Origin of the sequence: Ahrensia sp. R2A130 (assembly GCF_000179775.1) — a bacterium.
Lineage (GTDB): Bacteria > Pseudomonadota > Alphaproteobacteria > Rhizobiales > Rhizobiaceae > Pseudahrensia.
Map to the genome: position 1 here is coordinate 271,603 of NZ_AEEB01000022.1, position 23,029 is coordinate 294,631.

Annotated in this window: 24 protein-coding genes; 6 read left to right on the forward strand and 18 right to left on the reverse strand. The window is 57.7% G+C overall.

Annotated features, from left to right (window positions below):
- Nucleotides 1-23: 23 nt before the first annotated feature.
- The 3 genes from R2A130_RS14660 (at nt 24) to R2A130_RS14670 (ending at nt 2,142) form a co-directional block, all read left to right on the forward strand.
- Nucleotides 24-1,076 (forward strand): TraB/GumN family protein, encoded by a 1,053-nt coding sequence (locus R2A130_RS14660; protein WP_009758584.1) that lies wholly within the window; start codon nt 24-26, stop codon nt 1,074-1,076.
- 270 nt (nt 1,077-1,346) lie between these two features.
- The gene (locus tag R2A130_RS14665; protein ID WP_009758585.1) at nt 1,347-1,634 is read left to right on the forward strand and encodes a hypothetical protein; all 288 of its coding nucleotides are present in this window, start codon (nt 1,347-1,349) and stop codon (nt 1,632-1,634) included.
- Between the two features lie 271 nt (nt 1,635-1,905).
- Nucleotides 1,906-2,142 carry a hypothetical protein gene (locus tag R2A130_RS14670; RefSeq protein WP_009758586.1) on the forward strand — a complete coding sequence of 79 codons (237 nt, stop codon included), beginning with the start codon at nt 1,906-1,908 and terminating at the stop codon, nt 2,140-2,142.
- Between the two features lie 71 nt (nt 2,143-2,213).
- On the opposite strand, the gene R2A130_RS14675 is transcribed toward R2A130_RS14670, so the two are convergent.
- The 13 genes from R2A130_RS14675 to mdh form a co-directional block, all read right to left on the reverse strand.
- Nucleotides 2,214-2,522, reverse strand: coding sequence for a Dabb family protein (locus R2A130_RS14675; protein ID WP_009758587.1), 309 nt, complete (start codon nt 2,520-2,522; stop codon nt 2,214-2,216).
- Nucleotides 2,522-3,931, reverse strand: coding sequence for a dihydrolipoyl dehydrogenase (gene lpdA / locus R2A130_RS14680; RefSeq protein WP_009758588.1), 1,410 nt, complete (start codon nt 3,929-3,931; stop codon nt 2,522-2,524). Before lpdA ends, R2A130_RS14675 begins: the two co-directional genes overlap by 1 nt.
- Nucleotides 3,932-3,982: 51 nt before the next feature.
- Entirely contained in the window at nt 3,983-4,729 is a 747-nt protein-coding gene (locus R2A130_RS14685) for an SDR family oxidoreductase (protein ID WP_009758589.1), read from the reverse strand.
- Between the two features lie 22 nt (nt 4,730-4,751).
- Entirely contained in the window at nt 4,752-6,011 is a 1,260-nt protein-coding gene (gene odhB / locus R2A130_RS14690) for a 2-oxoglutarate dehydrogenase complex dihydrolipoyllysine-residue succinyltransferase (protein ID WP_009758590.1), read from the reverse strand.
- 65 nt (nt 6,012-6,076) lie between these two features.
- Entirely contained in the window at nt 6,077-9,082 is a 3,006-nt protein-coding gene (locus tag R2A130_RS14695) for a 2-oxoglutarate dehydrogenase E1 component (RefSeq protein ID WP_009758591.1), read from the reverse strand.
- Between the two features lie 82 nt (nt 9,083-9,164).
- Complete coding sequence (sucD, locus tag R2A130_RS14700) at nt 9,165-10,067, reverse strand: succinate--CoA ligase subunit alpha (RefSeq protein ID WP_009758592.1); 903 nt, start codon at nt 10,065-10,067, stop codon at nt 9,165-9,167.
- Nucleotides 10,067-10,261, reverse strand: coding sequence for a hypothetical protein (locus R2A130_RS14705; RefSeq protein WP_009758593.1), 195 nt, complete (start codon nt 10,259-10,261; stop codon nt 10,067-10,069). Before R2A130_RS14705 ends, sucD begins: the two co-directional genes overlap by 1 nt.
- Nucleotides 10,261-10,854 (reverse strand): hypothetical protein, encoded by a 594-nt coding sequence (locus R2A130_RS14710; RefSeq protein ID WP_009758594.1) that lies wholly within the window; start codon nt 10,852-10,854, stop codon nt 10,261-10,263. Before R2A130_RS14710 ends, R2A130_RS14705 begins: the two co-directional genes overlap by 1 nt.
- On the reverse strand, nt 10,854-11,174 hold the full coding sequence (locus tag R2A130_RS14715; protein ID WP_040306107.1) for a hypothetical protein: 321 nt from the start codon (nt 11,172-11,174) through the stop codon (nt 10,854-10,856). The genes R2A130_RS14710 and R2A130_RS14715 overlap by 1 nt, the downstream gene beginning before the upstream one ends.
- A 295-nt stretch (nt 11,175-11,469) precedes the next feature.
- Nucleotides 11,470-12,663 (reverse strand): ADP-forming succinate--CoA ligase subunit beta, encoded by a 1,194-nt coding sequence (sucC, locus tag R2A130_RS14720; protein ID WP_009758597.1) that lies wholly within the window; start codon nt 12,661-12,663, stop codon nt 11,470-11,472.
- 199 nt (nt 12,664-12,862) lie between these two features.
- Nucleotides 12,863-13,540 (reverse strand): hypothetical protein, encoded by a 678-nt coding sequence (locus R2A130_RS17780; RefSeq protein ID WP_009758599.1) that lies wholly within the window; start codon nt 13,538-13,540, stop codon nt 12,863-12,865.
- A 9-nt stretch (nt 13,541-13,549) separates the two neighbouring features.
- Nucleotides 13,550-13,885, reverse strand: coding sequence for a hypothetical protein (locus R2A130_RS14730; RefSeq protein WP_156798548.1), 336 nt, complete (start codon nt 13,883-13,885; stop codon nt 13,550-13,552).
- A gap of 274 nt (nt 13,886-14,159) precedes the next feature.
- Complete coding sequence (mdh, locus tag R2A130_RS14740; RefSeq protein ID WP_040306241.1) at nt 14,160-15,122, reverse strand: malate dehydrogenase; 963 nt, start codon at nt 15,120-15,122, stop codon at nt 14,160-14,162.
- Between the two features lie 348 nt (nt 15,123-15,470).
- On the opposite strand from mdh, the gene R2A130_RS14745 reads away from it, so the two are divergent.
- On the forward strand, nt 15,471-16,130 hold the full coding sequence (locus R2A130_RS14745; protein WP_009758602.1) for a histidine phosphatase family protein: 660 nt from the start codon (nt 15,471-15,473) through the stop codon (nt 16,128-16,130).
- Between the two features lie 22 nt (nt 16,131-16,152).
- Here the strand turns inward: R2A130_RS14745 and zapE are convergent, their stop codons facing one another.
- From zapE to R2A130_RS14770, 5 genes are all read right to left on the reverse strand, one after another.
- Nucleotides 16,153-17,283, reverse strand: coding sequence for a cell division protein ZapE (zapE, locus tag R2A130_RS14750; protein ID WP_050786175.1), 1,131 nt, complete (start codon nt 17,281-17,283; stop codon nt 16,153-16,155).
- A 361-nt stretch (nt 17,284-17,644) separates the two neighbouring features.
- Nucleotides 17,645-18,262: a protease inhibitor Inh/omp19 family protein gene (locus R2A130_RS14755; RefSeq protein WP_009758605.1), complete on the reverse strand. Its 618-nt coding sequence runs from the start codon at nt 18,260-18,262 to the stop codon at nt 17,645-17,647.
- 303 nt (nt 18,263-18,565) lie between these two features.
- Nucleotides 18,566-19,045, reverse strand: coding sequence for a DUF302 domain-containing protein (locus R2A130_RS14760; RefSeq protein ID WP_009758606.1), 480 nt, complete (start codon nt 19,043-19,045; stop codon nt 18,566-18,568).
- Nucleotides 19,046-19,092: 47 nt separating this feature from the next.
- Nucleotides 19,093-19,707, reverse strand: coding sequence for a peptide-methionine (S)-S-oxide reductase MsrA (gene msrA / locus R2A130_RS14765; RefSeq protein WP_009758607.1), 615 nt, complete (start codon nt 19,705-19,707; stop codon nt 19,093-19,095).
- A 152-nt stretch (nt 19,708-19,859) separates the two neighbouring features.
- Complete coding sequence (locus R2A130_RS14770; protein ID WP_156798549.1) at nt 19,860-20,153, reverse strand: hypothetical protein; 294 nt, start codon at nt 20,151-20,153, stop codon at nt 19,860-19,862.
- A gap of 231 nt (nt 20,154-20,384) precedes the next feature.
- Between R2A130_RS14770 and R2A130_RS17785 the strand changes: the two genes are divergently transcribed.
- Entirely contained in the window at nt 20,385-22,442 is a 2,058-nt protein-coding gene (locus R2A130_RS17785; RefSeq protein ID WP_009758609.1) for a calcium-binding protein, read from the forward strand.
- A 161-nt stretch (nt 22,443-22,603) separates the two neighbouring features.
- Nucleotides 22,604-23,020, forward strand: a complete 417-nt coding sequence (sdhC, locus tag R2A130_RS14780; protein WP_009758610.1) for a succinate dehydrogenase, cytochrome b556 subunit — start codon at nt 22,604-22,606, stop codon at nt 23,018-23,020.
- The last annotated feature ends 9 nt before the right edge of the window (nt 23,021-23,029 follow it).

Here is a 23,029-nt window from a genome sequence, read left to right on the forward strand (position 1 = left end):
TTCCAGTAACCGGACCGATTACCATGCTGAAATCACTCACCCTCGCAGCAAGTCTCACGCTTGCCCTTTCCGGCGCAGCTTTTGCGGAAGAAACGCCCAAGGCCGATACACCCGCAGAGTTCGTCTGCACCGGCCAGAACCTGATGGAAGAGATCGCCCGCACCCAACCGGAACTCGCCGACGAGATCGACAAGGCCGCCGCCGAAGTCCCCTACGGCAAAGGCCTGCTTTGGAAGGTGACGAAGGGCGACGCCAAGCCGTCCTACATTTTCGGCACCATGCACATGTCCGACCCGCGCCTTTTGGAACTGCCGGAAAAAGCTGAGGCCGCATTCACAGAATCCACAACGTTGGCGCTGGAAATCACCGAAATCCTCGACCCGTCCAAGATGGCCGGTCAGGCGATGATGATGATGCAATACACCGCCTATCTCGACGGCTCGACACTCGACAGCCGCATGAAGCCTGATGACATCGCCATGGTGACGGAACGCCTACGCGAAGCAGCGGGCCTGCCGTGGAGCGTTGCTGCAAAACTGAAACCATGGACCGTGATGGGTGCCATCGCGCTTCCCGGCTGCGAGCTCGCGCGAAAACGTGCTGGTAAACCCTTCCTCGATATGGACCTCGGTAACCGCGCCAAGGCGGATGGCAAGCGCATCGAAGGGCTGGAGTCGCTGGAAGGCCAGTTGAAAGCCATGTCATCGCTGCCGGAAGACATGATGATCAAAGCGCTGGTGGACACTGCCAAAATGGGCGAGCGGATCGACGATCTCTTCGAGACCATGCTGGTGCTCTACACCGAAGGTGAGATCGCAAAAATATGGACCATGCTGACCAAGCTGGAACAAGCCAATGCCTTTGCGGATGCTGATGTGGAGGCATCGACGGAAAGCTCCTACACCCAGTTTCAGGTGGCCATCGTGGACAACCGCAACGTCGGCATGGCCGAGCGATCCGCAGAGCTCGCCACGGAAGGCGGCGCTTTTATCGCCATGGGCGCACTGCATCTGCCCGGTGAAAAGGGCGTGTTGAAGCTGCTGGAAGACAAGGGGTTCACGGTAGAACGACCGTAAGACCAAATTCTCCAACCTCCACCGCTGTCATCCCCGCGCAGGCGGGGACCCACTCATCGACAAATGCGGCAGCTTGTTAGTCGCATCGCCGGTGCAACACCGCATCCCTCTTTCCAAATAGTCATTTGTTGAAAAGTGGGTCCCCGCCTTCGCGGGGATGACAATGGTGTTTGGCGTTACCGTCCCGAAACGGGACGCAAAAGCTGGCACGATGATTGCAACACTTCGGACAACGGCGCTTACCGCGCCTTGCCAACCGGAGCTTGTTTCATGCGTACCCTTCTTGCCGCCGCCCTCATCTTTTCCGCCAGCGCCGCCTCATCGGCACAGGCCGCGAACTTCACGCTGTATCCCGGCTTTCTCGACCGCGACGCCTTTGTAGAGATGGTGACGGACAAAGGCCTCATCCTTGAAATCGTCCTGCGCTGCGAGCGTAAGGGCAACAAGGTTCGCGCGGGCATCATCACCTATTCCAAGCATGAAGGCCTGTTCTGCGACAGCAAACTGCGCTGCACCCGCGATGCTGGCCGCGCTGCCGACAACACCTGCGGTTACTGACGCCACACAACGATCAGGCAAAAGATGGCGAAGAGCCGTCCGGCGCGCAATCGCGCCGCCCCCGTGGAGCGAAAGTCCAAAGGGCTGACAGCGTGAACGCAAAAACAGACCGGCGCTAATGCGCCGCGCCAACGCAGCGCAGGGCGAAGCCCGACAGCGTGAGTTCAAAAAGAGTGTTCCGAAATGACGCAGCGGGCGGGTTTGGTGATTTCGCCGTCCGCTGTTAGCCTTTGGTCGCAATCATGATGATGCGCTTGAAAAGGAGACTGCCATGAAGACGACACTCGCTGCGCTTTTCGCAACCGCCCTCTTCGCCTCCCCGGCTCTGGCCGAGGGCTGCGGCGGTTATAAATCCGCCAAGATGAAGCATGAAGTAACCGCATCGGTGAAGGTGGAAGAGAAAACAGTCACCGCTATGTCGACATTCGACCCGGACAAAAAACCAGCCTTCGACACCGAAGCTGAAGCAGCCACCGAAGCACCGCTGGAAGAGCTCGAAGCCGAGTAAACAACGTCGCCTCATCTGTGAGGACACAGGAAACCCCTGCATTGCTTGACGGCGATGCGGGGTTTTTAGTTTTAAGCGACGTCGATATCGGACACCTGAATACCCGCGACGCCACCGGCGCACAGACCGACCAGCACTTCGCCAATAGCCTTGTGTTCAGGGTGTTCTGCGTAACCGGTGAGATCGGACGCATTGTCGAATTCAACGACGAAACCGTAGGCATAGTCTTGCGACAAGCCTTCGAAATCGCGGTTGGGGCCGTGGCGAAACGCGGTCATGCCGGGAATGACGCCCACCAGTGCGGTGAGGCGGTGCATGGCGTCCGACAGTTCAGCACCCGCTTCATCGCGCAGGTCCAGCAGCACGCAGTGCAGGATCATCAGATATGCAGCGGCTTGTCGAAGGTGGCGAGCGCCGCCTCTTTCACAACTTCAGATAACGTCGGGTGCGCGTGGCATGTTCGGCCCAAGTCTTCCGAAGAGCCGCCGAATTCCATCAAGACCGCAACTTCGTGGATGAGATCGCCAGCGCCGAAGCCGACGATGTGAGCGCCCAGAACCTTGTCAGTTTTGGCATCGGCGAGAAACTTCACAAAGCCCTCGGTCGCATTCATCGCCCGCGCACGGCCATTGGCCATGAAGGGGAACTGGCCGACCACGTAATCGGCACCATCGGCTTTCAACTGCTCTTCCGTCGCGCCCACCGAAGCCACTTCCGGCATGGTGTAAACGACGCCGGGAATGACGTTGTAATTCACATGGCCGTGCTGACCGGCGATGGTTTCCGCCACCGCAACGCCTTCGTCTTCTGCCTTATGCGCCAGCATCGGACCTTCGGTCACGTCGCCAATGGCGTAGATGTTCGGCTTGTTGGTGCGCCACTGGGCGTTGGTCTTCACGCGGCCACGTTCCATCTCGATACCGAAATCTTCCGCGCCCACGCCATCGGCAAACGGGCGACGGCCTGTCGCCACAAGCACCGCATCGGCTTCGATGGTCTGCGCGTCGCCACCGGCTACGGGTTCGAATGTCACGGTGCCTTTCTTGCCCTTCTTGGCAACGCCGGTGACCTTGGACTTCATGTGGAAGTTCAGCCCTTGCTTCTTCAGAATTTTCTGGAAGGCATTGGCCGTGCCCTTGTCCATACCTGCCAAAATGGTGTCGAGGTATTCGACAACCGTAACCTCTGCCCCCAGCCGCGCCCAGACGGAACCAAGTTCCAATCCGATCACGCCGCCACCGACGACGACCATGGTTTTCGGCACCTTCGGCAGCGCGATAGCGTGGTCGGAAGAAACGATCGTGTCTTCGTCGAACTCAACTTCGACGCCGGGAATACCCGCCACTTCGGACCCTGTGGCGATCACGATGTTCTTACCGGCCAGTTTTGTTTCAGCACCATCATCTGCAGTCACGGTCACTTCCGTATCGCCGGACAGCTTACCGAAGCCGTGGTGAACGTCGATGCCGTTCTTCTTCATCAGGTAAGACACGCCATCAACATTGGCTTTCACCACGCCGTCTTTGTGCGCCATCATCGCCTTCAAATCGAGCTTGGGCGTGCCGACGCCGATGCCCAGTTTTTCAAACCCGTGCGAAGCCTCGTGGAACATTTCAGAAGCGTGCAGCAGTGCCTTCGACGGAATGCAGCCCACGTTCAAACACGTGCCGCCCAGCGTCGGCCACTTCTCGATGATGGCAGTTTTCATGCCCAGCTGCGCACATTTGATCGCGCAAACATAGCCGCCGGGGCCAGAGCCGATGATGATGACGTCATATTGGTCGGACATGATTTCCCTCTTTGGCCCCGATACGAGACCTGTATTATTGATGTGTGGTTGTTAACGACCGCCTGCAACATCCAGCGTCGAGCCGGTGACATATGACGCATCATCCGATGCCAGCCAGAGGATAGCCTTCGCCACCTCCTCGGCAGTACCGGCACGCCCCATAGGCACAGTATCGCCCAGCTTGGCAGCGCGATCCGGGTTGCCGCCAGCGCTGTGAATATCAGTGTCGATCAAGCCGGGCCGAATGCCGTTGACGCGAATTCCCTCGCGCGCGACTTCCTGCGCCAGACCCCAGGTCAGCGTGTCGATGGCGCCCTTGGCCGACGCATAATCGATATAGGTGTTGGGCGAGCCGAGCAGTGCGGCCTTCGATGAAATGTTCACCAGTGCGCCGCCCTTACCGCCATGCTTGGTGGACATGGCCTTCACCGCTTCCCGCGCGACGATGATCGCGCCAGTGGTGTTCAGGTCGATGATGCGCGAAATGCGGTCGCCATCCATCGTATCCAACCGGCCCTCGGTCGCCACGGTGCCAGCGTTGTTGATGACGACATCAGGCTTGCTAAACGCTTCATCACAAGCGGAGAAGACGGCCAGAATATCAGCCTCTTTCGACATATCGCCCTGCACGGCAATCGCCTTGCCACCAACAGCTTCAACCGCCGTGACGACGTCATTTGCAGCGGTGGAATTTGCGACGTAGTTCACCACCACATTCGCACCTTCAGCGCCTGCGAGCTTGGCGCAAGCCGCGCCAATTCCGCGAGACGCGCCGGTGATGAGGTAGGTTCTGGTCATCTTGTCGTCCTAGCGTGCCGACCTAAAGATCCAGCACCAAACGCTGCGGGTCTTCCAGGCTTTCTTTCACGCGCACCAGGAACGTCACGGCTTCTTTGCCGTCGATGACGCGGTGGTCGTAGGACAGGGCAAGATACATCATCGGTGCGATGGTGACTTCGCCGTTGCGGACGACCGGGCGGTTCTCGATTTTGTGCATGCCGAGAATACCGGATTGCGGTGCGTTCAAAATCGGCGTCGACATGAGCGAGCCGTAAACACCACCGTTGGAAATGGTGAACGTACCGCCCTGCATGTCGGCCATGGACAGTTTCCCTTCCCGCGCCTTGCGGCCAAGGTTGCCGATTTCCTGTTCAATTTCAGCAATGCTCATCTGGTCGGCATCGCGCACGACAGGGACCACAAGGCCTTTATCGGTACCGACAGCAACACCGATATGGGCATAGTTCTTATAGATGAGGTCGGTACCGTCGATCTCAGCGTTCACCGCAGGAATTTCCTTAAGCGCGTGGCACACAGCCTTGGCGAAGAAGCCCATGAAGCCGAGTTTCACGCCGTGCTTCTTTTCGAACAATTCCTTGTACTGCTTCCGCAGGTCCATCACCGGACCCATGTCCACCTCGTTGAAGGTGGTCAGCATGGCGGCGGTGTTCTGCGCGTCTTTCAGGCGGCGCGCGATGGTCTGGCGCAGGCGTGTCATGCGAACACGTTCTTCGCGCACTTCGTCCTGCTCAGACGGTTTGGTGCGTGGTACATCAGCCGTCTTTGCCGGAGCCGCGGCAGAGCCTTTTTCGATAGCGTCGATAACGTCGCCCTTGAGCACCTGACCGCGTTTGCCGGAGCCTTCTATCTTCGTGGAGTCGATCCCCTTTTCCGCAATCATCTTCGATGCAGAAGGGGAAGGCTCCATGGAACCGGCTGGCGATGGTTTTGTGTAGCTGGCAGCCTGATCCTTATCGCCGGTTTCCGGCGCGGCTTCACTTTTGGCTGGCGCAGCTTTTGCTTCAGCAGGCGCAGCAGCCGTACCGCCGATTTTAATGCGGCCGATCACATCGCCGGGCTCGACGATCGTGCCGGTTTCAGCCAGAATTTCAGCCAGCGTACCAGCCCGCAGCGCGGGCACATCCATGGCCGCTTTGTCGGTTTCCAATTCAACCACCGGATCATCGACGGCCAACGCTTCGCCGACCTTGACGTGCCACGTTCCGATTTCCGCTTCGGTCACGGATTCGCCCGCGCTTGGAGCAATCACGTCGATCAGTTCACCTTCGTCGTCGGCCATTTCGGCTTCCTTTTTACGTCTTTTTAGTCAGGCCGGATGGCCGGTTTGTCTTGTCGAGAAGCGCTCTAGCCGAGTGCGTCTTCGAGGAATTCTGCCAACTGTTTCAAGTGCAATGACATCTGGCCAGTGGCTGGAGATGCAGCACCCTTGCGGCCCGTATAGCGCGGGCGGGTGTGGCTGGCACCGATATCCACAAGCACTTTTTCAAGGCGTGGATTGGCGTATTCCCAAGCGCCCATATTGCGCGGCTCTTCCTGGCACCACACCATTTCAGCGCCTTTGAAACGGGCGAGTTCAGTGGTGAGCGCCTTTTTCGGGAACGGGTAAAGCTGTTCCATGCGCAGCAGATATATGTCGTTGATGCCGCGCTTTTCACGCTCTTCGTAAAGATCGTAGTACACCTTACCGGTGCAGATCACGACGCGGCGGATCTTGTCGTCAGCCACCAGTTTGATCTCGCCAGCATCCGGATTCGCTTCCGCATCATCCCACAGCAAACGGTGGAAGCTGCTATCATCGCCGAACTCTTCCAGCTTCGAGACGGCACGTTTGGCACGCAGCAGACTTTTCGGCGTGAACATGATGAGCGGCTTGCGGAATTCCCGCTTCATCTGGCGACGCAGAATATGGAAATAGTTGGCAGGCGTCGTGCAGTTGGCGACCTGCATATTGTCTTCTGCACATTGCTGCAGGAAGCGCTCGACACGGGCTGAGGAATGTTCCGGCCCCTGCCCTTCGTAACCGTGGGGCAGAAGCATCACGAGGCCGCACATGCGAAGCCACTTGCGTTCGCCGCTGGAAATGAACTGGTCGATCACCACCTGCGCGCCGTTCACAAAGTCGCCAAACTGCGCTTCCCAGATCACGAGTGCGGAAGGTTCCGCCAGCGAGTAACCGTATTCATAACCCAGCACCGCTTCTTCAGACAGCATCGAGTTGATGACCTCGTAACCAGCAACAGTATCTGCACCGCCTTGGTCAGCAGGCGCGGGGGTCAAATTGTCGAGCGGAATGTAGCGGTTCTCGTTGCGCTGATCGTAGAGCACCGAGTGACGTTGCGAGAACGTGCCGCGTTCGCAATCCTGACCGGACAGTCGAACCTTGTGGCCATCGCGTTGCAGCGAACCGAAGGCCAAAGCTTCGGCGGTCGCCCAGTCGATGCCTTCGCCCGTATCGATCATTTTCGCGCGGTTGCCCATGAAGCGTTTGATCGTTTTATGGGCTTCGAATTCGTCGGGAATTTTCGTAATTTGAGCGCCCAGATCGCGCAAGCGATCCATGGTGATACCGGTAGCACCACGGCGCGGGTCGTCTGTCCGTTCAGCCGCCTTCATGCCGGACCATGCACCATCCAGCCAGTCGGCCTTGTTGGGTTTGTAGCCATCAGCATTGTCAAATTCGGTGTCGACCATTGCGCGGAATTCTGCACGCATTTCGTCGATGGCGCCCTCGCCGATCACGCCTTCCTTTTGAAGCCGTTCGCCGTAAAGCGTCAGCGTCGAGCGGTGATCCTTGATCTTGCGATACATGATCGGCTGCGTGAACGATGGCTCGTCGCCTTCGTTGTGGCCGAAACGGCGGTAGCAGAACATATCGATGACGACCGGCTTGCCGAACTTCTGGCGGAACTCGATGGCGATCTTGGCCGCGTAAGTCACGGCTTCAGGATCATCGCCGTTCACGTGGAAAATCGGCGCTTCGATCATTTTCGCCACGTCTGACGGATAAGGCGAAGAACGCGAGAAGCGCGGGTTCGTCGTAAAGCCGATCTGGTTGTTGACGATCACATGGATCGAACCGCCGGTGATGTGACCCTTAAGGCCCGACAGGCCGAGGCATTCTGCAACCACACCCTGACCGGCAAATGCCGCATCGCCGTGCAGCAGCAGTGGCAGAACGGTGGAACGATCGCGCGTACCGTCCTCGCGTTTGGGGCGAAGCTGGTCCTGCTTGGCCCGCGCTTTGCCCAGCACAACGGGGTTCACGATTTCCAGATGCGAGGGGTTCGCCGTCAGCGACAGATGAACATTGTTGCCGTCGAACTCGCGGTCGGAAGAAGCACCGAGATGGTATTTCACATCGCCGGACCCTTCGACAGCTTCCGGCTTGAACGAGCCGCCCATGAACTCGTGGAACACCGCGCGCAGCGGCTTTCCCATCACGTTGGTCAGCACGTTCAGGCGGCCACGGTGGGGCATGCCCAAAATGATGTCTTGCAGGCCAAGCTGCCCGCCGCGCTTGATGATCTGCTCCAGCGCGGGGATGAGGCTTTCGCCGCCATCGAGGCCGAAACGCTTGGTGCCTTTATATTTGACGTCGAGAAATTTCTCGAAACCTTCCGCTTCCACCAGCTTGTTGAGAATGGCCTTCTTGCCGTTCTCGGTGAACTCGATGCTCTTGTCCGGCCCCTCGATGCGCTGCTGAATCCACGACTTTTCGTCGGGGTTCGAGATGTGCATGAACTCGGTGCCGAGCGTCGAGCAATAGGTGCGCTTCAGGATTTCCAGCATCTGCGGAATGGTGGCGAATTCCAGCCCCAACACATGGTCGAGGAAAATTTCGCGGTCGTAGTCAGCCTCGGTGAAACCGTAGGCGGACGGGTGCAATTCGTTGTGATCGTCCTTCGGCCCTGCAATACCCAGCGGGTCGAGATTGGCGTGCAGATGACCGCGCATCCGGTAGGCGCGCACCATCATGATGGCGCGTATGGAGTCCCGCGTTTGCTGCTGCACATCTTCGGAAGACGCGGCTTTGCCAGTGGCCGCTGCCAAACGGTCGGCCACCTTTTTGTCGGACGGCACATCATCATCTGCCCAGTGGCCGTCCAGCGCGGAAACCAACTCGCCATTGGCATGTATCGGCCAATGGCTTTTTTTCCACGACGCACCTTCGGCGTTCTTCAGCACATCGGCAGCATCATCCCCAAGGCTTGAGAAAAACTCCTGCCATTCACCGGTAACGCCGGCAGGATCGTCCTGCCACTGGGCGTAAAGTTCCTCGATATATCCGGCATTGCTGCCGAACAGGAACGAGGAGTTGGCGAAGGCTTCGTTAGCGGCTTCTCTTGCCATGATATGTGCGCGGGCGGTTTGGCCCGTTTCCCTCAGTGGTGTTCAGCGCGGCATGTGCAGGCCGCAGGATTTCAGTGTGCGCCTAGCCTTTAAGAAGGTCCAGCAGCGTTTCGCCCAGTTTGGCAGGCGATGGTGACACGCGGATACCGGCAGCTTCCATGGCAGCGATCTTCGACGGTGCATCGCCTTTACCGCCGGACACAACAGCACCGGCATGGCCCATGGTGCGACCTGGAGGCGCGGTGACACCGGCGATAAAACCGACGGTGGGCTTCATGCGGCCCTTCTTGGCTTCATCGGCCAGGAACTGCGCGGCGTCTTCTTCGGCGGAGCCGCCAATTTCGCCGATCATGATGATGCTTTTGGTTTCTTCATCAGCCAGGAACATTTCCAACATGTCGATGAATTCCGTCCCCTTCACAGGATCGCCACCGATGCCCACAGCGGTGGTTTGGCCAAGGCCAGCATTGGTGGTCTGGAACACGGCTTCATAGGTCAAAGTACCGGAGCGCGAGACGATGCCGACATTGCCGTCCTTGAAAATGGAGCCGGGCATGATGCCGATCTTGCACTCGTCCGGTGTCATGACGCCGGGGCAGTTCGGGCCGATGAGGCGCGACTTCGACTTGTCGAGTTTTTCCTTCACGCGCACCATGTCGAGAACCGGCACACCTTCGGTGATGGCAACGATGAGCGGAATTTCCGCATCGATCGCTTCTTCGATGGCAGCCGCGCAACCCGCTGGCGGCACGTAAATGACGGAGGCGTTCGCGCCGGTCTTTTCCTTGGCGTCGGCCACGGTGGTGAAGATGGGCAGTTTCGCACCGTCAGCAGATTCCCAATCGGTGCCGCCCTTCTTGGGATGCGTACCGGCCACCATCTGCGTGCCGTGATAGGCCAGCGCCTGCTCGGTGTGGAACGTGCCGGTTTTTCCGGTCAGCCCCTGCACGATGATCTTGGTGTTCTTGTCGATGAGAATGGACATTAGCCTCGGTCTTTCAGGGTCTGATTGAGTGTTTTCAGTTCCGCAATCATCTCGCGGTTCGAATTGAGAATTTCTTGGTTGATCGTGTTCACGTGCGCGATGTGGGTGCTGTAGGTCCGCATCTGCCACCGCGCCAGCCATGCCAGCGCTGCGAAGATGATGATGAGCGGCAGAAAGGCAAAGAACGTCTCCATCACTTCTGCAAAATGGTCACGTTCAGCAACCCGCCCTTGCCGGTGGGCGGCGCTTTGGCGATGAGGAAAACCTTGATGTCATCATTGCCGCCCGCCCAGGTTGTCGTCTGCAACAGGCCTTCCGGCACATCGCGCGATACGGGTTCCTTGCCAGCAAGCGTCTGCATGTTGGGCATGAAGTCCGCCGCATCCTGTTGATCGTCCAACACGATGGAGCATGACGTGGCCGTGCCTTTGTCGAAGCCGGAAAGCCCCTCGACCATCTCAGGCGGCGGCGCAGCTTGCGTCAGCCCCACGCGGAACAACCGTTCCCCAACCTGCACGTCCCAGCCTTCCAGCGTGGTCGGGTCGGGATAGGACCGGAACTGCTCGACCTCCGTGCGGTCGACACTCTTCCAAGCCAGCTTCAACGCCATATCCGAAATCGCCTTCACACTCGGCACCTGCGAATAGCAGATGCGGTTGAAGACGAACACCGGGTCAGGGTTTTCGTCGGTCTGGCCGAGGGTCGTGTTGGCCTGTTGGGCGTGGGCGCTCGGAAAACCGAGAGCGAGTGAAGCCAGCACAACTAAAAGAAAACGGAACGGCAGCATTAGATTTTGTCTCCGGGCGTCGGAAAGATTTGCTCAAATTTCACGACGCTGACCACTTTCCCCTCGAGGAGGTCGCATTGAGCGCCGGGAAAATCAGTTGTCTGCTGGTAAATCAGTCGTGCAGTTTTCGTCCCATTAGTAGTCCTGACGTGGTAGCCAACCTGCTCGCCAACGCCTGCTCGGCCAAATAGTTCTTTCACTTTCTCGTCGCACGCAGACCGCTCCTCTGCGGTCACGGTTACGGCATCGCCACACCCCGTTAGCAGCAGGGCGAAGCCACCAAGAACCATTGACCCAATGCCTTGGCGAACAAAATTCATCGACTGGCAATCCTGTTCATAGCGTGCGTTCCGATCCAACCGCAAAGTGCCGAAACAAGGGCAAACAGCGCCGCCACCAGTAACAGTGTTGAAGCATCTTGAACGGAAATTCCGTCATTTCTCCAATATGCCAAATATGCAAGAGACAACACTGGCAGAGCCCAACCTATAACAGCGCCTATCCAGGGGCCGCGAGGGTTTTCAGTTACGAGAAAACTTCCGGCAGTAGCCCATGTCGGCGCTGAAAGCGCGGTAAAGGCAAGCATCTGGCTGCTCAAATGTTCGCCGCCTGCCACTAACCCTTCACCGCCTTCACAATCTTCTGCGCGGCATCGTCTAGATCATCGGCTGCAACCACATCGACGTCGCTGCCGTTCAGGATCGCTTTGCCTTCTTCGACCTTCGTGCCTTCGAGACGCACGACGAGCGGCACCTGCAGGCCGACCTCTTTCACTGCTGTCACGACGCCTTCGGCAATCGTGTCGCAGCGCATGATGCCGCCGAAGATGTTGACGAGAATGCCCTTCACCTTGGGGTCGGCGGTGATGATTTTGAACGCTGCCGTCACCTTTTCAGTGGTGGCACCACCACCCACGTCGAGGAAGTTGGCAGGTTCTGCGCCGTAGAGTTTGATGATGTCCATGGTCGCCATGGCAAGGCCCGCGCCGTTGACCATGCAGCCGATATCACCGTCCAGCGCCACATAGGCGAGGTCGTATTTGGAAGCCTCGATTTCCTTATCGTCTTCCTCGGTAAGGTCGCGCAATTCCTGAATGTCCGCCTGGCGGAATTCTGCATTGCCGTCGAAGGAGACCTTGGCGTCCAGCACGCGCAGCGAACCGTTTTCCATCACGATCAACGGGTTCACTTCCAGCATCGCCATGTCGGTATCGGTGAAGGCTTTATAGAGCTGGCGGAAAAGGGTCGGCGCTTCGTCAGCAGCCGTGCCGGAAAGGTCGAAGGCGGAAACCAGCGAAGCAACGTTCGCATCGGTCACACCGGCGGAATGGTCGATGTCGATGGTGTGGATTTTCTCCGGTGTTTCTTCGGCCACCGTTTCGATGTCCATGCCGCCTTCGGTGGAGGCCACGAAGGACACTTTGCCGGTTTCGCGGTTCACGAGGATGGAGCAATAGAGTTCGCGGTCGATATCGGCCCCGTCTTCCAGATAGAGCCGGTTGACCTGCTTGCCTTCCGGCCCGGTCTGTTTCGTGACCAGCGTGTTGCCGAGCATTTCAGCCACATGGGAACGCACTTCGTCCGGCGAAAAGGCGAGGCGAACGCCCCCCTTTGCGTCTTCCGGCAGTTCCTTGAATTTGCCCTTGCCGCGTCCACCGGCGTGGATCTGCGATTTCACCACGTAAAGCGGGCCGGGCAGCGCTTCTATAGCAGCATCCACATCGGCTGCCGTCATGATCGGCACGCCCTGTGCGATGGGAGCGCCAAAACCGGCAAGAACCTGTTTGGCCTGATATTCGTGAATGTTCATGGAGGGCTCCCCGGTCGCAACGACCGTATTGTGTGGACCGCGCAAGCCCGTTCGCCTCGAACGGTGCGCCTGAAAGACGAGGGAACCCTAGAGACCTTTTCCCAAGGATGAAAGGACGCGAAGGCCTGAAACAGTTCGACTTTCGGCGGTTTTCCGGTGGGGCACGATCTTCAATCGATATGATTGAGAGGGGCCGGTTTTAGAGAGGCTCCAACCCTGCCGCCTCTGCCTCCATTTCGATCAGCGGCGAACGCTCGCCGAATGTGTGCGGCTTGTCTGTTCCGCAGCGAAAAGCGGCGGCAGCATCGGCCATTTCCCGCGCCATTTCATTGGCAGCCTTGTTGGCACTGGCGTCCACCCAACCGACCAAACAGGACGAACCCGCCTTACTAACGAGCCGGTGAACCACCAACACATTGCCCTGCACATTATCGTTACCACCCACCGAAAGACCGCCCAGCTTGAACCGCAAGATCATCGCCACCGGCACCCCGTCATGCAGTCGCCATTCCATCGCAGGACCGGGATGATCGAAAGACATGAACAACCGCTCACGCACATCATCTTCACCGAACGACATATAAGAACGACCGTCATAGACATTGATCGTAGCTGTCATCTGCCCCGGCCCCTGACAAACCAGCTTGCCCTCTTCCAGCGTAGGCTCGTCTTCAGCCACGGCAGGCGGGGCGTACTGCGTACAGTCGGCACTATCGAGCTTTGTGTAGACGCTGGTGCGATCCATCGCGGTGGCAAGGGTCGGGGCGAGAAGCAGAGCGGCAAGAGCAATTGAAAAGCGCATGAAAAAGGCCGGACAAGTGATGAACACCGGCCCAGCCTGCAATGTTTTTGTGGTGCGCACTGTGAGCGATGTCACAATGCGAGCCTATAGATTCAGCGCCTCCGGCGTTTCTGTAGGCCGCGCCTTGTTCGCCGCTATTGCCAACAGAGACGCCAATACAATCTGCAAACTCGCTGTAGCGAGAACCAGCATCATCACGATACCAAGCTCTTCCCGATGTTCGAAGTCACTCCCAAAGAACAAATACCCTGCAAGCGAGAGCAATCCGAGCGCATAGGCCACCAGCAAAAAACGCCGAATGTTACGCAGCTTCTTATTCTTAAGAATGCCGGGCCAGCACAGTGGGATGAGAACCAGCAGGAAAACGAAGCTGAGAGAAATCACTGCCGCATCACCGCCCTCTGAGATACTTACGCGCAAGATGACTCACCAAGGCAAGCATCATAGACAAGCCCCCGGCTACCAATGTGTAGCCGAAAGTGAGAGCCAACCCTAGGTCAGAATCATCTTCAGGTAGCTCGGTTTCGGAGAAGCTACTGTGCACTCGAACAAACACTGAAATGGCGACGATGAATAATGCCAAAGAACTGGCGTAAGCAAATATCATTCGCTTCGCCGAGTTCAGACAAATCCACGGCGCGATCACGTGCCCCAGAGCAAGAGCTATCGAAACTAGTGAAAAGAGTTCAAGCAACTACTTCAAGTTAGGCGCAATCTCGGCACAGGCTTCGCACAGATCAGCAACCGCCTGAGCGGATTTCGCAAACGCTTTCTCGTCGCTCTTGCTCATTTCGATTTCCAGAACGCGCTCTGCGCCACCGGCACCGATGATGACGGGAACGCCGACATACATGTCCTGAATGCCGTATTCGCCTTTCAGGTTCACAGCGCAGGGCAGCACGCGCTTTTGGTCGCGCAGATAGGCTTCGGCCATGGTGATGGCGGACGCAGCGGGCGCGTAATAGGCGGAGCCGGTTTTCAGCAGGGCCACGATCTCGCCGCCGCCTTTACGGGTGCGGTCGAAGATTTCTTCCATCCGGTCCTTGGTCAACCAGCCCATCTTGATGAGGTCGGGCAACGGGATACCGGCAACCGTGGTGTATTTGGCGATCGGCACCATGGTGTCGCCGTGGCCACCCAGCACGAAGGCGTTCACGTCTTTGATGGACACGTCGAATTCATCGGCAAGGAAGTGCTTGAGGCGGGATGAATCCAGCACACCGGCCATGCCGACGACCATGTTCTTGGGCAGACCGGAGAACTTCTGCAGCGCCCAGACCATCGCATCCAGCGGGTTGGTGATGCAGATGACGAAAGCGTCGGGCGCGTATTTTTTAATGCCAGCACCCACCTGCTCCATGACCTTGAGGTTGATGCCCAACAGGTCATCGCGGCTCATGCCCGGCTTGCGGGCAACGCCTGCGGTGATGATGCAAACGTCGGCACCGGCAATCGCTTCATAGGACTGTGTACCGGACAGTTTCACATCGAAACCATCGACGGGGGAGGATTCGGCGATATCCAACGCCTTACCTTCCGGAATGCCTTCCGCGATGTCGAACAGCACAACGTCGCCCAGTTCCTTCATGCCAGCCAAATGGGCGAGCGTGCCCCCGATCATGCCGGAGCCGATGAGTGCGATCTTATTGCGAGCCATGGAGAAATCCTTCGTGGAAACAGTGCTGTTGTTGCAGTCGGGTTTGCCCCCGCTGCGGTCGCGGGGAACCTTGCAAAACCCACCGGCTAAGGCAACCGCACCCAACGTATGAACTGGCACTGCATCGTTTGAATTGGCGAAGCCCACAAAAAAAATTTCATCGGGATTTCTGCAATCGTGTTGGTCAAGCAGCTGATAGAACGCATTAAACTGGATTATAATAATCTAATTTAGAAATAGAAAAATTCTAACCTACTGATTTATTGTTGATTTTAACATATTTGCATGGTCGTAACGACAGGCAAACTTTGGTTGCGGGGCTTTGAACCCCGCTTATTGGAGACGACCATGACATTCGAAAACGAAGCCCCGCGCCCCATCGAACAATCAACCATGTGGCCATCCACCATGGCGGCCATGCTGATTGCGCTGGCCACTTGTTCACCGGCAGGCGCAGCGGACGGGCCAACACCTGCCCAGATAGCCAGCACTTTGAAAACCGGCGGGCACATTATCTATATTCGCCATGCCAGCACAGAAAAAGACTATGCCGATCAGGTAAAAGCAGACCCCAACGATTGTTCGACCCAGCGCACTTTGAGCGAGAACGGCTGGCGGGAAGCGGAAGGCATAGGAGCAGCGTTCCGCAGGCTCGATCTGCCGGTTGGCGCACTCTATTCAAGCCAGTATTGCCGCGCATGGCAGACAGCACGGCTGGCTTTCGGTACGCCAGTAAAGACAGCCGCGTTGAATTTCGAACCGGCTGAAGACTTCACGCCCGAGCAGATGGAGGCTATGCGCGGCAGGGTCATACCCTTCCTCACCACCGCACCGGCTGACGGCACCAATACTGTTATAGTCGGCCACGATGATCCGTTCGAGGCAGCAACCGGCATATATCCAGAACCGCAGGGCGTGGCTTACATCTTGAAGCCGAGGACGAATGGTGAGTTCGACATCATAGGCTCGATCAAACCTTCCGATTGGAATGATTTGCCGAACGAATAAAACATGGATGGCGCGCGAGGCTCTAACTTTTCGCGCCATCCAGCCATTCACGCGACTGCATTTCGCGCAATCGCGAGATGGTGCGATCGAATTCAAAGGCTTCTGTGCCGTGGGCAATGGGGTACAAGCCCGATGGCCGCGCTGCCGCTTCCACGATCACCACGCGACGTGCCTCATACAAAGTGTCGATCAGCGTGATGAAGCGTTTGGCGGCGTTGCGGTCGGCATGTTCCATCACCGGAATACCGTCGATAAACAGAGTGTGGAAGCGTTCGGCCAGCGCAAGATAATCGCCCGCACCAAGTGGCGCGCGGCACAGCGCATCGAAACCCATACGCGCCACGCCACCGGCTGCTTTATCGACGGATAGTTTGCGCCCGCGCAATTCGATCTCGGCTTCGCCTTCCGGTTTCTCGCCGCGCATATCGGCCCACAAAGCGTCGAACCCGGCGCGATCATCAACGAAATACACGTCGGTGTTGATGAGCTTTTCCATACGGTGATCGGTGTCGGAAGCCAGTTCCACAACATGCATCCGGTCTTTCACCACATCGATGAACGGCAGGAAGAACGAACGGTTAAGACCGTCTTTGTAAAGCAGGTCAGGATCGACATTGGACGTTGCCACCACGGTAACGCCCCGCTCGAACAGGCCGGTGAACAGCCGTGCGAGGATCATGGCATCGGCAACATCGGTGACGGTGAACTCGTCGAAGCACAGCAGGTGCGCCTCTTCGGCGATTTCTACAGCCAGCGGCACGATGGGATCACCGGTGCCGGACTGTTTCTTCTTCTGCCCTTGCCGCCATTCATGGATGCGGGCGTGAACGTCCTGCATGAAAGCGTGAAAATGCACCCGCTTTTTCGGCTGCGTCGGTGCCAGTTCGTAGAACGTGTCCATCAACATGGATTTACCGCGCCCCACCCCACCCCAAAGATAAAGTCCGCGCGGCGTGTCGAGCGATACGGTGGGTTTTTTGCCAAACAGCCACCCCAACGCGCTGCTCTTGTTGCCAAGCCGAGGCTCTGCAAGCTGCACCAGCAGATCGTCCAGCACCACAATCGCATTGGCCTGCGCTGCATCATGGCGCAATTCGCCGGAGGCAATGCGGCCGTCGACAGTTTGTTGAAGTGTTCGGGAAGTGTCGGCCATCAAATCAGGCGCAATCAGAGTCGGCTGGCTTTCAAGAGACCGTGCAAAACCGCAGTCGCCCCCACAAGGGGCAAACTGCACCTCGATCCACTAAAAATCGTTTGAAGAGGCACGCTAACTGCTGGGGCAAGCGAAATTGCGACTAACGACAAGTCAGGGCAGCCAGAAACCACCCCAATAACTTTACGAGAAAGCAAAACGCTACCTAGAGGCAAGCCGAGGCGGCGAAAAGCCGCCCGGCGCTAGTTGCGCCGCCCCGCGCAGCGAAGCGGAGCAGCAAAAATGCGGAGCGATTGGCGCAGCCAATCTGCGTGAGCGCAAACTGAAAAGTTGTCGCGTTAGCGCGCCCTGTCTGCAATCCCTAGCGGGACAATGATATAGCCGAACCCGAAGTCGTGGAGCCATCATAGCGGCTGTCTGCAGAGCGGAACAACGTAGCTGTCGTGCCGCCGGACTGGTCGACCAGCACAACCTGCTTGCCCTTAACGTCCCATGCCTGAACGGCTTTGAGCGAACCGGGGCAAGCGCGCGATGCTGCGCGGTAACCACCGGACCATTTGGTCAGCGTCAGGAAGATCTGGCAGTTGGCGCCGCCGGACGACACCGTCCATGCGCCCAGCAATTCGTTACGGGTAACAGGCTTGCCACCGTCGGAAGGCGTGGCCGAAGCAACCTCGACCGGTGCCAGAACTGGCTCCTGACCGGCTGGCGTGTTGGGATTAAGCGGATCAATGGGCTGCGCGACCGCGTCCGGTGCCTGACGGGAAACGTCCTGCAATGGCTGGCCTGCAACAGGCGGCGGTGGCGCTGGTGTCAATGTGGAAGCGCGAGGCTGCGCGCTAACGCCACCCTGATAAGGATCAGCGGTTCGTGTGCAGGCAGAAAGCGCAATTGCAAGCGCTGGAGCTGCCAGAACTGCGATGCGGAAATGAGTGTTACGTGGCTCGGCGCGACGTGGCGTGTGGACCAATTTGGCCATGATGTTCTTCCTTGTAATACCCGAAATCACCCCAAGACCGGGTTGCTCAAAAGAGCAAAGGACACATCACCATCCCGCCGACCGTTGACCCATCACCGTTCGGGCGGTGCGGGCTGTATTGAAACGTATATTGGACCAGCATGGTAAATGCGGGCCTAATATGACGCGAAAGGGTGTATTGCGCGCGGGAAGCGGTACGCAAAGCCACGTTTGGCTGAAAATACGGAACAGTTGCGCTTAAGACACGCCAAGGGCTGCACACGATTTTAGACGAATGCAGCCGCTATATCTGTAAGACAGCGCTTATTGAGCGGCAGCGCCCATCAATTTGCCCAGCGCGCCGCCCATCATGGTGAGCGGTTTTTCGGCGGCATCCACTTTATAGCGCTGCTTGTATGTATCGGGAGATGTGGCGGCCATTTTCGTTTTGCCATCCTCTGCCCAGATCAACACGCGCACTGGCAGATCAATACCCGCCATGCGGTCAGCCTGCATGATGGGTGTACCGATCTTCGGATTGCCGAAGATCACGAGGCGGGTTGGCGGAAGTTCCAACCCGGCCTTTGCCGCATTGGCCTGATGATCGACGACAGCAAAGACGGTCGCACCGGCTTTTTCGATGGCAGCCACAAGCTTGTCAGCCGTTTCAGCCACCGAGTTGGCGCTGTCCTGCGTAATGAAAGGCGATGCATGACCATCGGCAAAGCCTGGCGCAGGCATGGTCACGGTGACAGCAGCAGCTAAAGCTATAGCTGCGATGCCGTTTTTGATCGTGGTCTTCATAAGAATTCTCCCGTGATGATACGCTCGAAATGTTGAGCCAGAGGCCCCTAGCTGGCTTTTTCTTTCTTGTGCGCAACGCGTGGATAAGCGGCATCGCCCCAAAGCTGCTCGACACGTTGATCGCGCCCGCAGTTCCAACGGTAGTATTTATAACGCACTGGGTTTTTCTTGTAATAATCCTGATGATACCCCTCAGCATCCGTCCAGAACGATGCGTCCGAGATCGGCGTTATGATGGCCTGACCCAGTTCTTTTTCGGCCCTGGCCTTGGCAGCAGCAGCGGCCTTAGCTTCAGAAGCATCCTGCGTGAAGATGTGGGTGCCGTAAGCGTAACCACGGTCACAGAACTGGCCTCCGGCATCGGTCGGATCAACCGTCTTGAAGAAGGTATCCAGAATTTCCGCATAACTTATTTTGGACGAATCGTAGGTGATCTTCACCGCCTCGCGGTGGCCCTTGTGGCTGCGGTAGGTCGGGTTCTTCTTCTCACCGCCGGTGTACCCGGAGACAACATCCTTCACGCCCGCGACGGTCTCAAAGTCTTTCTCAATGCACCAGAAGCAGCCACCGGCAACGATGGCGGTCTTTTCAGCGGCCTGCGCGGCGCTGATCGGCATGATTGCGGCACCAGCAAGTAGGGCTGCGGCAAAGGTCTTCTTCATAAAACGTCTCCGTTGGATTTTCTCATCACAGGGCAATGCCGGTGGTTGCGTGAGAACATGTCTGCGACTGTCTTAAGGCGCAAACATGATGTTGGCGTCTCAATCCCAGTCACACCCGCGTGAGCACAATCTCAACTACGCAATAGACTTGGTTAGCGTTTCAGGAACTGATGGTTCTCGTCCACTTGCCCGTCCACACCCTCCGGCACCACCAAAGCCAGATCACCTGCGTCGAACGCTGCGAACCATTCGTCCCATTCCACCAGTCGCTGAGTATGGGTCGCGCTCTCATTGTTGTCCGAGCCGTGACGCACCTGCCCGAATTCAAATGAAACCGTGTCTTTTGCGCCTCCTGTGCCGGTGGGAACAGCTATTAGCGCGGGCTTACCGGCACGGGCTGCAGCCCATTCCCTGATCTCGTCGTGATTCGTGATGGAGCGGTTCATAGCCATGTTCGATCGCTTACCTTTGGGTGGTTTGAAGTAACAACGACCAACAACGAATTTCAGTTCCATCGAAGGGACTTGGCCGATGTTCCGGAAGCGAATCGTCAAGGTTAACCATTCCTTACCGTTTCGATTGACGATCTCTGCCAAAATGACAGTTTCAGCACGGGAAGTACGCAGATTAGCCGCTCCGGGATGAGAGCAATCTGCACAATGATCGGGCAGCAACTAATGACAAACTACGTCGTCACCACAACGAACGAATCCACAGCAACAGACGGCGTAATCTCGCTGCGCGAAGCCCTGATTGCAGCCAATACCGATCAAGTTTTCGGTGACGCAGCGGCTGGAAGCGATAGCGATATCATCACATTTGCAGCAGGTTTGAGCGGCCAGTCGATTACCTTAAGCCTCGGTGAACTGGCGATAAACACTGCCCAGGCCATCACTATCAACGGCGACATCGACGGCAACGGCGCAGCCGACATCACCATTGACCGCGAGACCGGCATGGGCAGCGATTTCCGCATCTTCACCAACAACGGCACGCTGACGCTGAACGATCTGATCATCAGAGATGGCGCAGCCACGGATAATGGCGGCGCAGTGTTCAGCACTTTCGCACTAACCACCAACAACGTCACCTTCTCCGACAACATAGCAACAACCAATGGCGGCGCCATCTACAGCACCGGCACGCTGACCCTCACCGACACGATGTTCGACAGCAACGAAGCCGAAGGCGAGAATGTTGGGGAAGGCGGCGGCGGCATTTTCAACGCTGGCGGTACCGTCACCATCACGGACAGCACATTCGATTCCAACCGCGCGGCAGGTATTTTGGGTTCAGGCGGGGCGGTCTTCTCATCCGGCGGTACGCTGGGTGTCGATGACGTCGTGTTCACGATGAACAACGCCAACCGCGCCGGTGGCGCGCTGGAAGGCACAAACGGCACCATCATCACGTCACAGTACAGCACTTATGATTCCAACTCCGCGCTGGACCTTCCCGGCAATGGCGGCGCGGCGCATATCAGCGATGCGGGCACCACCTTCAACTCCACATCGGACGTGTTCGACAGCAACAACGCCAACCGCGATGGCGGCGGCCTGTGGGTGGGCGCAACATCAATCGCGACCATCGATACAGGCGACTTCATAGACAACGCCCTGACAGGCGATGGTGCAGGCGTCGGTGGCGCGATCTATGTCATGGATGGCGGCGATCTCAACGTCACCAACACTGCATTTTTTGGTAACAACGCAAGCACCGGTCAGGTCATCGGCAGCGGCGCAGCCGCCATGGGAACCGGCAACATCGAGATCACCAGCTCCACCCCGCAGGACGGCGAAGTATATGGCGGCTCACAGGACGATTTTCTGGAAGGCGATGCCACAGCCAACGTGCTGATCGGCGGCGCTGGGCGCGACGTACTGAACGGGCTTGCAGGCAACGACACAATGACCGGCGGTACAGGCGACGACGTTTATAGCGTAACCGAAACCGGTGACATCGTCACCGAACTTCAAAACGAAGGTTTCGACGTCATCTATAACTCAGTCGATTACATCTTGCCCAACCACGTGGAGCACATGGTTCTCATCGATACAGGCAACGGTACCGGTAATGGCTTGGACAATTATATGTTCGGCAACGACCTATCCAACACACTCCACGGCGAAGGCGGCCATGACATTCTCTGCGGCTTCGAGGGTGCAGACACTCTTTACGGTGGCGAAGGCGAAGACATTCTGGACGGCGGCACCGGCGAAGACACCATGGTTGGCGGCACGCAAAACGACAGCTACCGCGTGGATTCCCTAGGCGATAGTGTGATCGAAAATACCGGTGAAGGACTCGATGTCGTCTATTCATCCATCGACGGCTACACCTTGGCAGACGATGTCGAGTTCCTGATCCTCGACGGAGTAGCCAACGGAACCGGCAACGATGGCGACAATGCTATCTTTGGCAACGACCTCGACAACCGCCTGAACGGCGGCGCAGGCTTGGATGCCCTATACGGCTTCGGCGGCAACGACACATTCGTGCTCAACGCAGCAGACAATGGCACCAGCGAGCCCCAGCAGATCATCGTAGGCTTCGAAGGCGCAGGCGTGACCGGCGGCGACACTCTGGAATTCGGTGGCTACGGCGAAGGCGCAACCGTGGTTCAGGTCTCCACCCAAAGCTATCAGGTCCGCGACGCCAACAACGACACCCAAGCACAGTTCTGGCTGTATCAGGGTAATGGCGTGCTGACGGCGGATGATTACATGTTCGTGTGATGAAAGTAGCGTTGCTTGATAGATAAGCGGTGGCGACAAACGCCAGTGCAGGTCTGGCTTAAATGACATGGTAGCAGCCATCATCGACCAAAGCCCACTTTCATTCCTCGTCTTTGGCTTCTAGTGTCTCGTCAACTACGGGAGCCAATCGAGACCAGCTCATGAGCGACACCACTGTCGATCCGACGACCAGAAAGCCGCGACCGCTTTCGCCGCATCTGGAAATTTACAAACCCATTCCCACAATGGTGATGTCGATCCTGCATCGCGTCACCGGTGCGGCGCTGTATTTCGGCACGATCCTCGTGGCGTGGTGGCTGCTGGCGGCAGCCTCCGGCCCCGAAGCGTTCGAGACGGCGTCGAACTTCTTCGGTTCGTGGTTCGGGCGGCTCGTGCTGTTCGGCTACACGCTGGCGCTGATCCACCACATGCTGGGTGGCATGAAGCACCTCGTGCAGGACACCGGTCGTGGCTTGGACAAGGACTTCACCACCAAGATGGCCAAGGCGCAGCCTGTGCTGTCGATCATCATCACGGTGCTGATCTGGTTTGCGGCCTACGCCGTGCGGTTGGGTTGAAGGATATGA

What these genes read in the sequence shown, in the direction of transcription:
- R2A130_RS14755 (WP_009758605.1), bottom strand. Translation starts at nt 18,262, where the DNA reads ATGGCCAAATTGGTCCACACGCCACGTCGCGCCGAGCCACGTAACACT.
- R2A130_RS14760 (WP_009758606.1), bottom strand. Translation starts at nt 19,045, where the DNA reads ATGAAGACCACGATCAAAAACGGCATCGCAGCTATAGCTTTAGCTGCT.
- R2A130_RS14705 (WP_009758593.1), bottom strand. Translation starts at nt 10,261, where the DNA reads ATGGAGACGTTCTTTGCCTTTCTGCCGCTCATCATCATCTTCGCAGCG.
- sdhC (WP_009758610.1), top strand. Translation starts at nt 22,604, where the DNA reads ATGAGCGACACCACTGTCGATCCGACGACCAGAAAGCCGCGACCGCTT.
- R2A130_RS14745 (WP_009758602.1), top strand. Translation starts at nt 15,471, where the DNA reads ATGACATTCGAAAACGAAGCCCCGCGCCCCATCGAACAATCAACCATG.
- msrA (WP_009758607.1), bottom strand. Translation starts at nt 19,707, where the DNA reads ATGAAGAAGACCTTTGCCGCAGCCCTACTTGCTGGTGCCGCAATCATG.
- R2A130_RS14715 (WP_040306107.1), bottom strand. Translation starts at nt 11,174, where the DNA reads ATGAATTTTGTTCGCCAAGGCATTGGGTCAATGGTTCTTGGTGGCTTC.
- R2A130_RS14770 (WP_156798549.1), bottom strand. Translation starts at nt 20,153, where the DNA reads ATGAACCGCTCCATCACGAATCACGACGAGATCAGGGAATGGGCTGCA.
- zapE (WP_050786175.1), bottom strand. Translation starts at nt 17,283, where the DNA reads ATGGCCGACACTTCCCGAACACTTCAACAAACTGTCGACGGCCGCATT.
- R2A130_RS14685 (WP_009758589.1), bottom strand. Translation starts at nt 4,729, where the DNA reads ATGACCAGAACCTACCTCATCACCGGCGCGTCTCGCGGAATTGGCGCG.
- lpdA (WP_009758588.1), bottom strand. Translation starts at nt 3,931, where the DNA reads ATGTCCGACCAATATGACGTCATCATCATCGGCTCTGGCCCCGGCGGC.
- R2A130_RS17785 (WP_009758609.1), top strand. Translation starts at nt 20,385, where the DNA reads ATGACAAACTACGTCGTCACCACAACGAACGAATCCACAGCAACAGAC.
- R2A130_RS14710 (WP_009758594.1), bottom strand. Translation starts at nt 10,854, where the DNA reads ATGCTGCCGTTCCGTTTTCTTTTAGTTGTGCTGGCTTCACTCGCTCTC.
- sucC (WP_009758597.1), bottom strand. Translation starts at nt 12,663, where the DNA reads ATGAACATTCACGAATATCAGGCCAAACAGGTTCTTGCCGGTTTTGGC.
- R2A130_RS14675 (WP_009758587.1), bottom strand. Translation starts at nt 2,522, where the DNA reads ATGATCCTGCACTGCGTGCTGCTGGACCTGCGCGATGAAGCGGGTGCT.
- R2A130_RS14660 (WP_009758584.1), top strand. Translation starts at nt 24, where the DNA reads ATGCTGAAATCACTCACCCTCGCAGCAAGTCTCACGCTTGCCCTTTCC.
- R2A130_RS14665 (WP_009758585.1), top strand. Translation starts at nt 1,347, where the DNA reads ATGCGTACCCTTCTTGCCGCCGCCCTCATCTTTTCCGCCAGCGCCGCC.
- R2A130_RS14695 (WP_009758591.1), bottom strand. Translation starts at nt 9,082, where the DNA reads ATGGCAAGAGAAGCCGCTAACGAAGCCTTCGCCAACTCCTCGTTCCTG.
- odhB (WP_009758590.1), bottom strand. Translation starts at nt 6,011, where the DNA reads ATGGCCGACGACGAAGGTGAACTGATCGACGTGATTGCTCCAAGCGCG.
- sucD (WP_009758592.1), bottom strand. Translation starts at nt 10,067, where the DNA reads ATGTCCATTCTCATCGACAAGAACACCAAGATCATCGTGCAGGGGCTG.
- mdh (WP_040306241.1), bottom strand. Translation starts at nt 15,122, where the DNA reads ATGGCTCGCAATAAGATCGCACTCATCGGCTCCGGCATGATCGGGGGC.
- R2A130_RS14670 (WP_009758586.1), top strand. Translation starts at nt 1,906, where the DNA reads ATGAAGACGACACTCGCTGCGCTTTTCGCAACCGCCCTCTTCGCCTCC.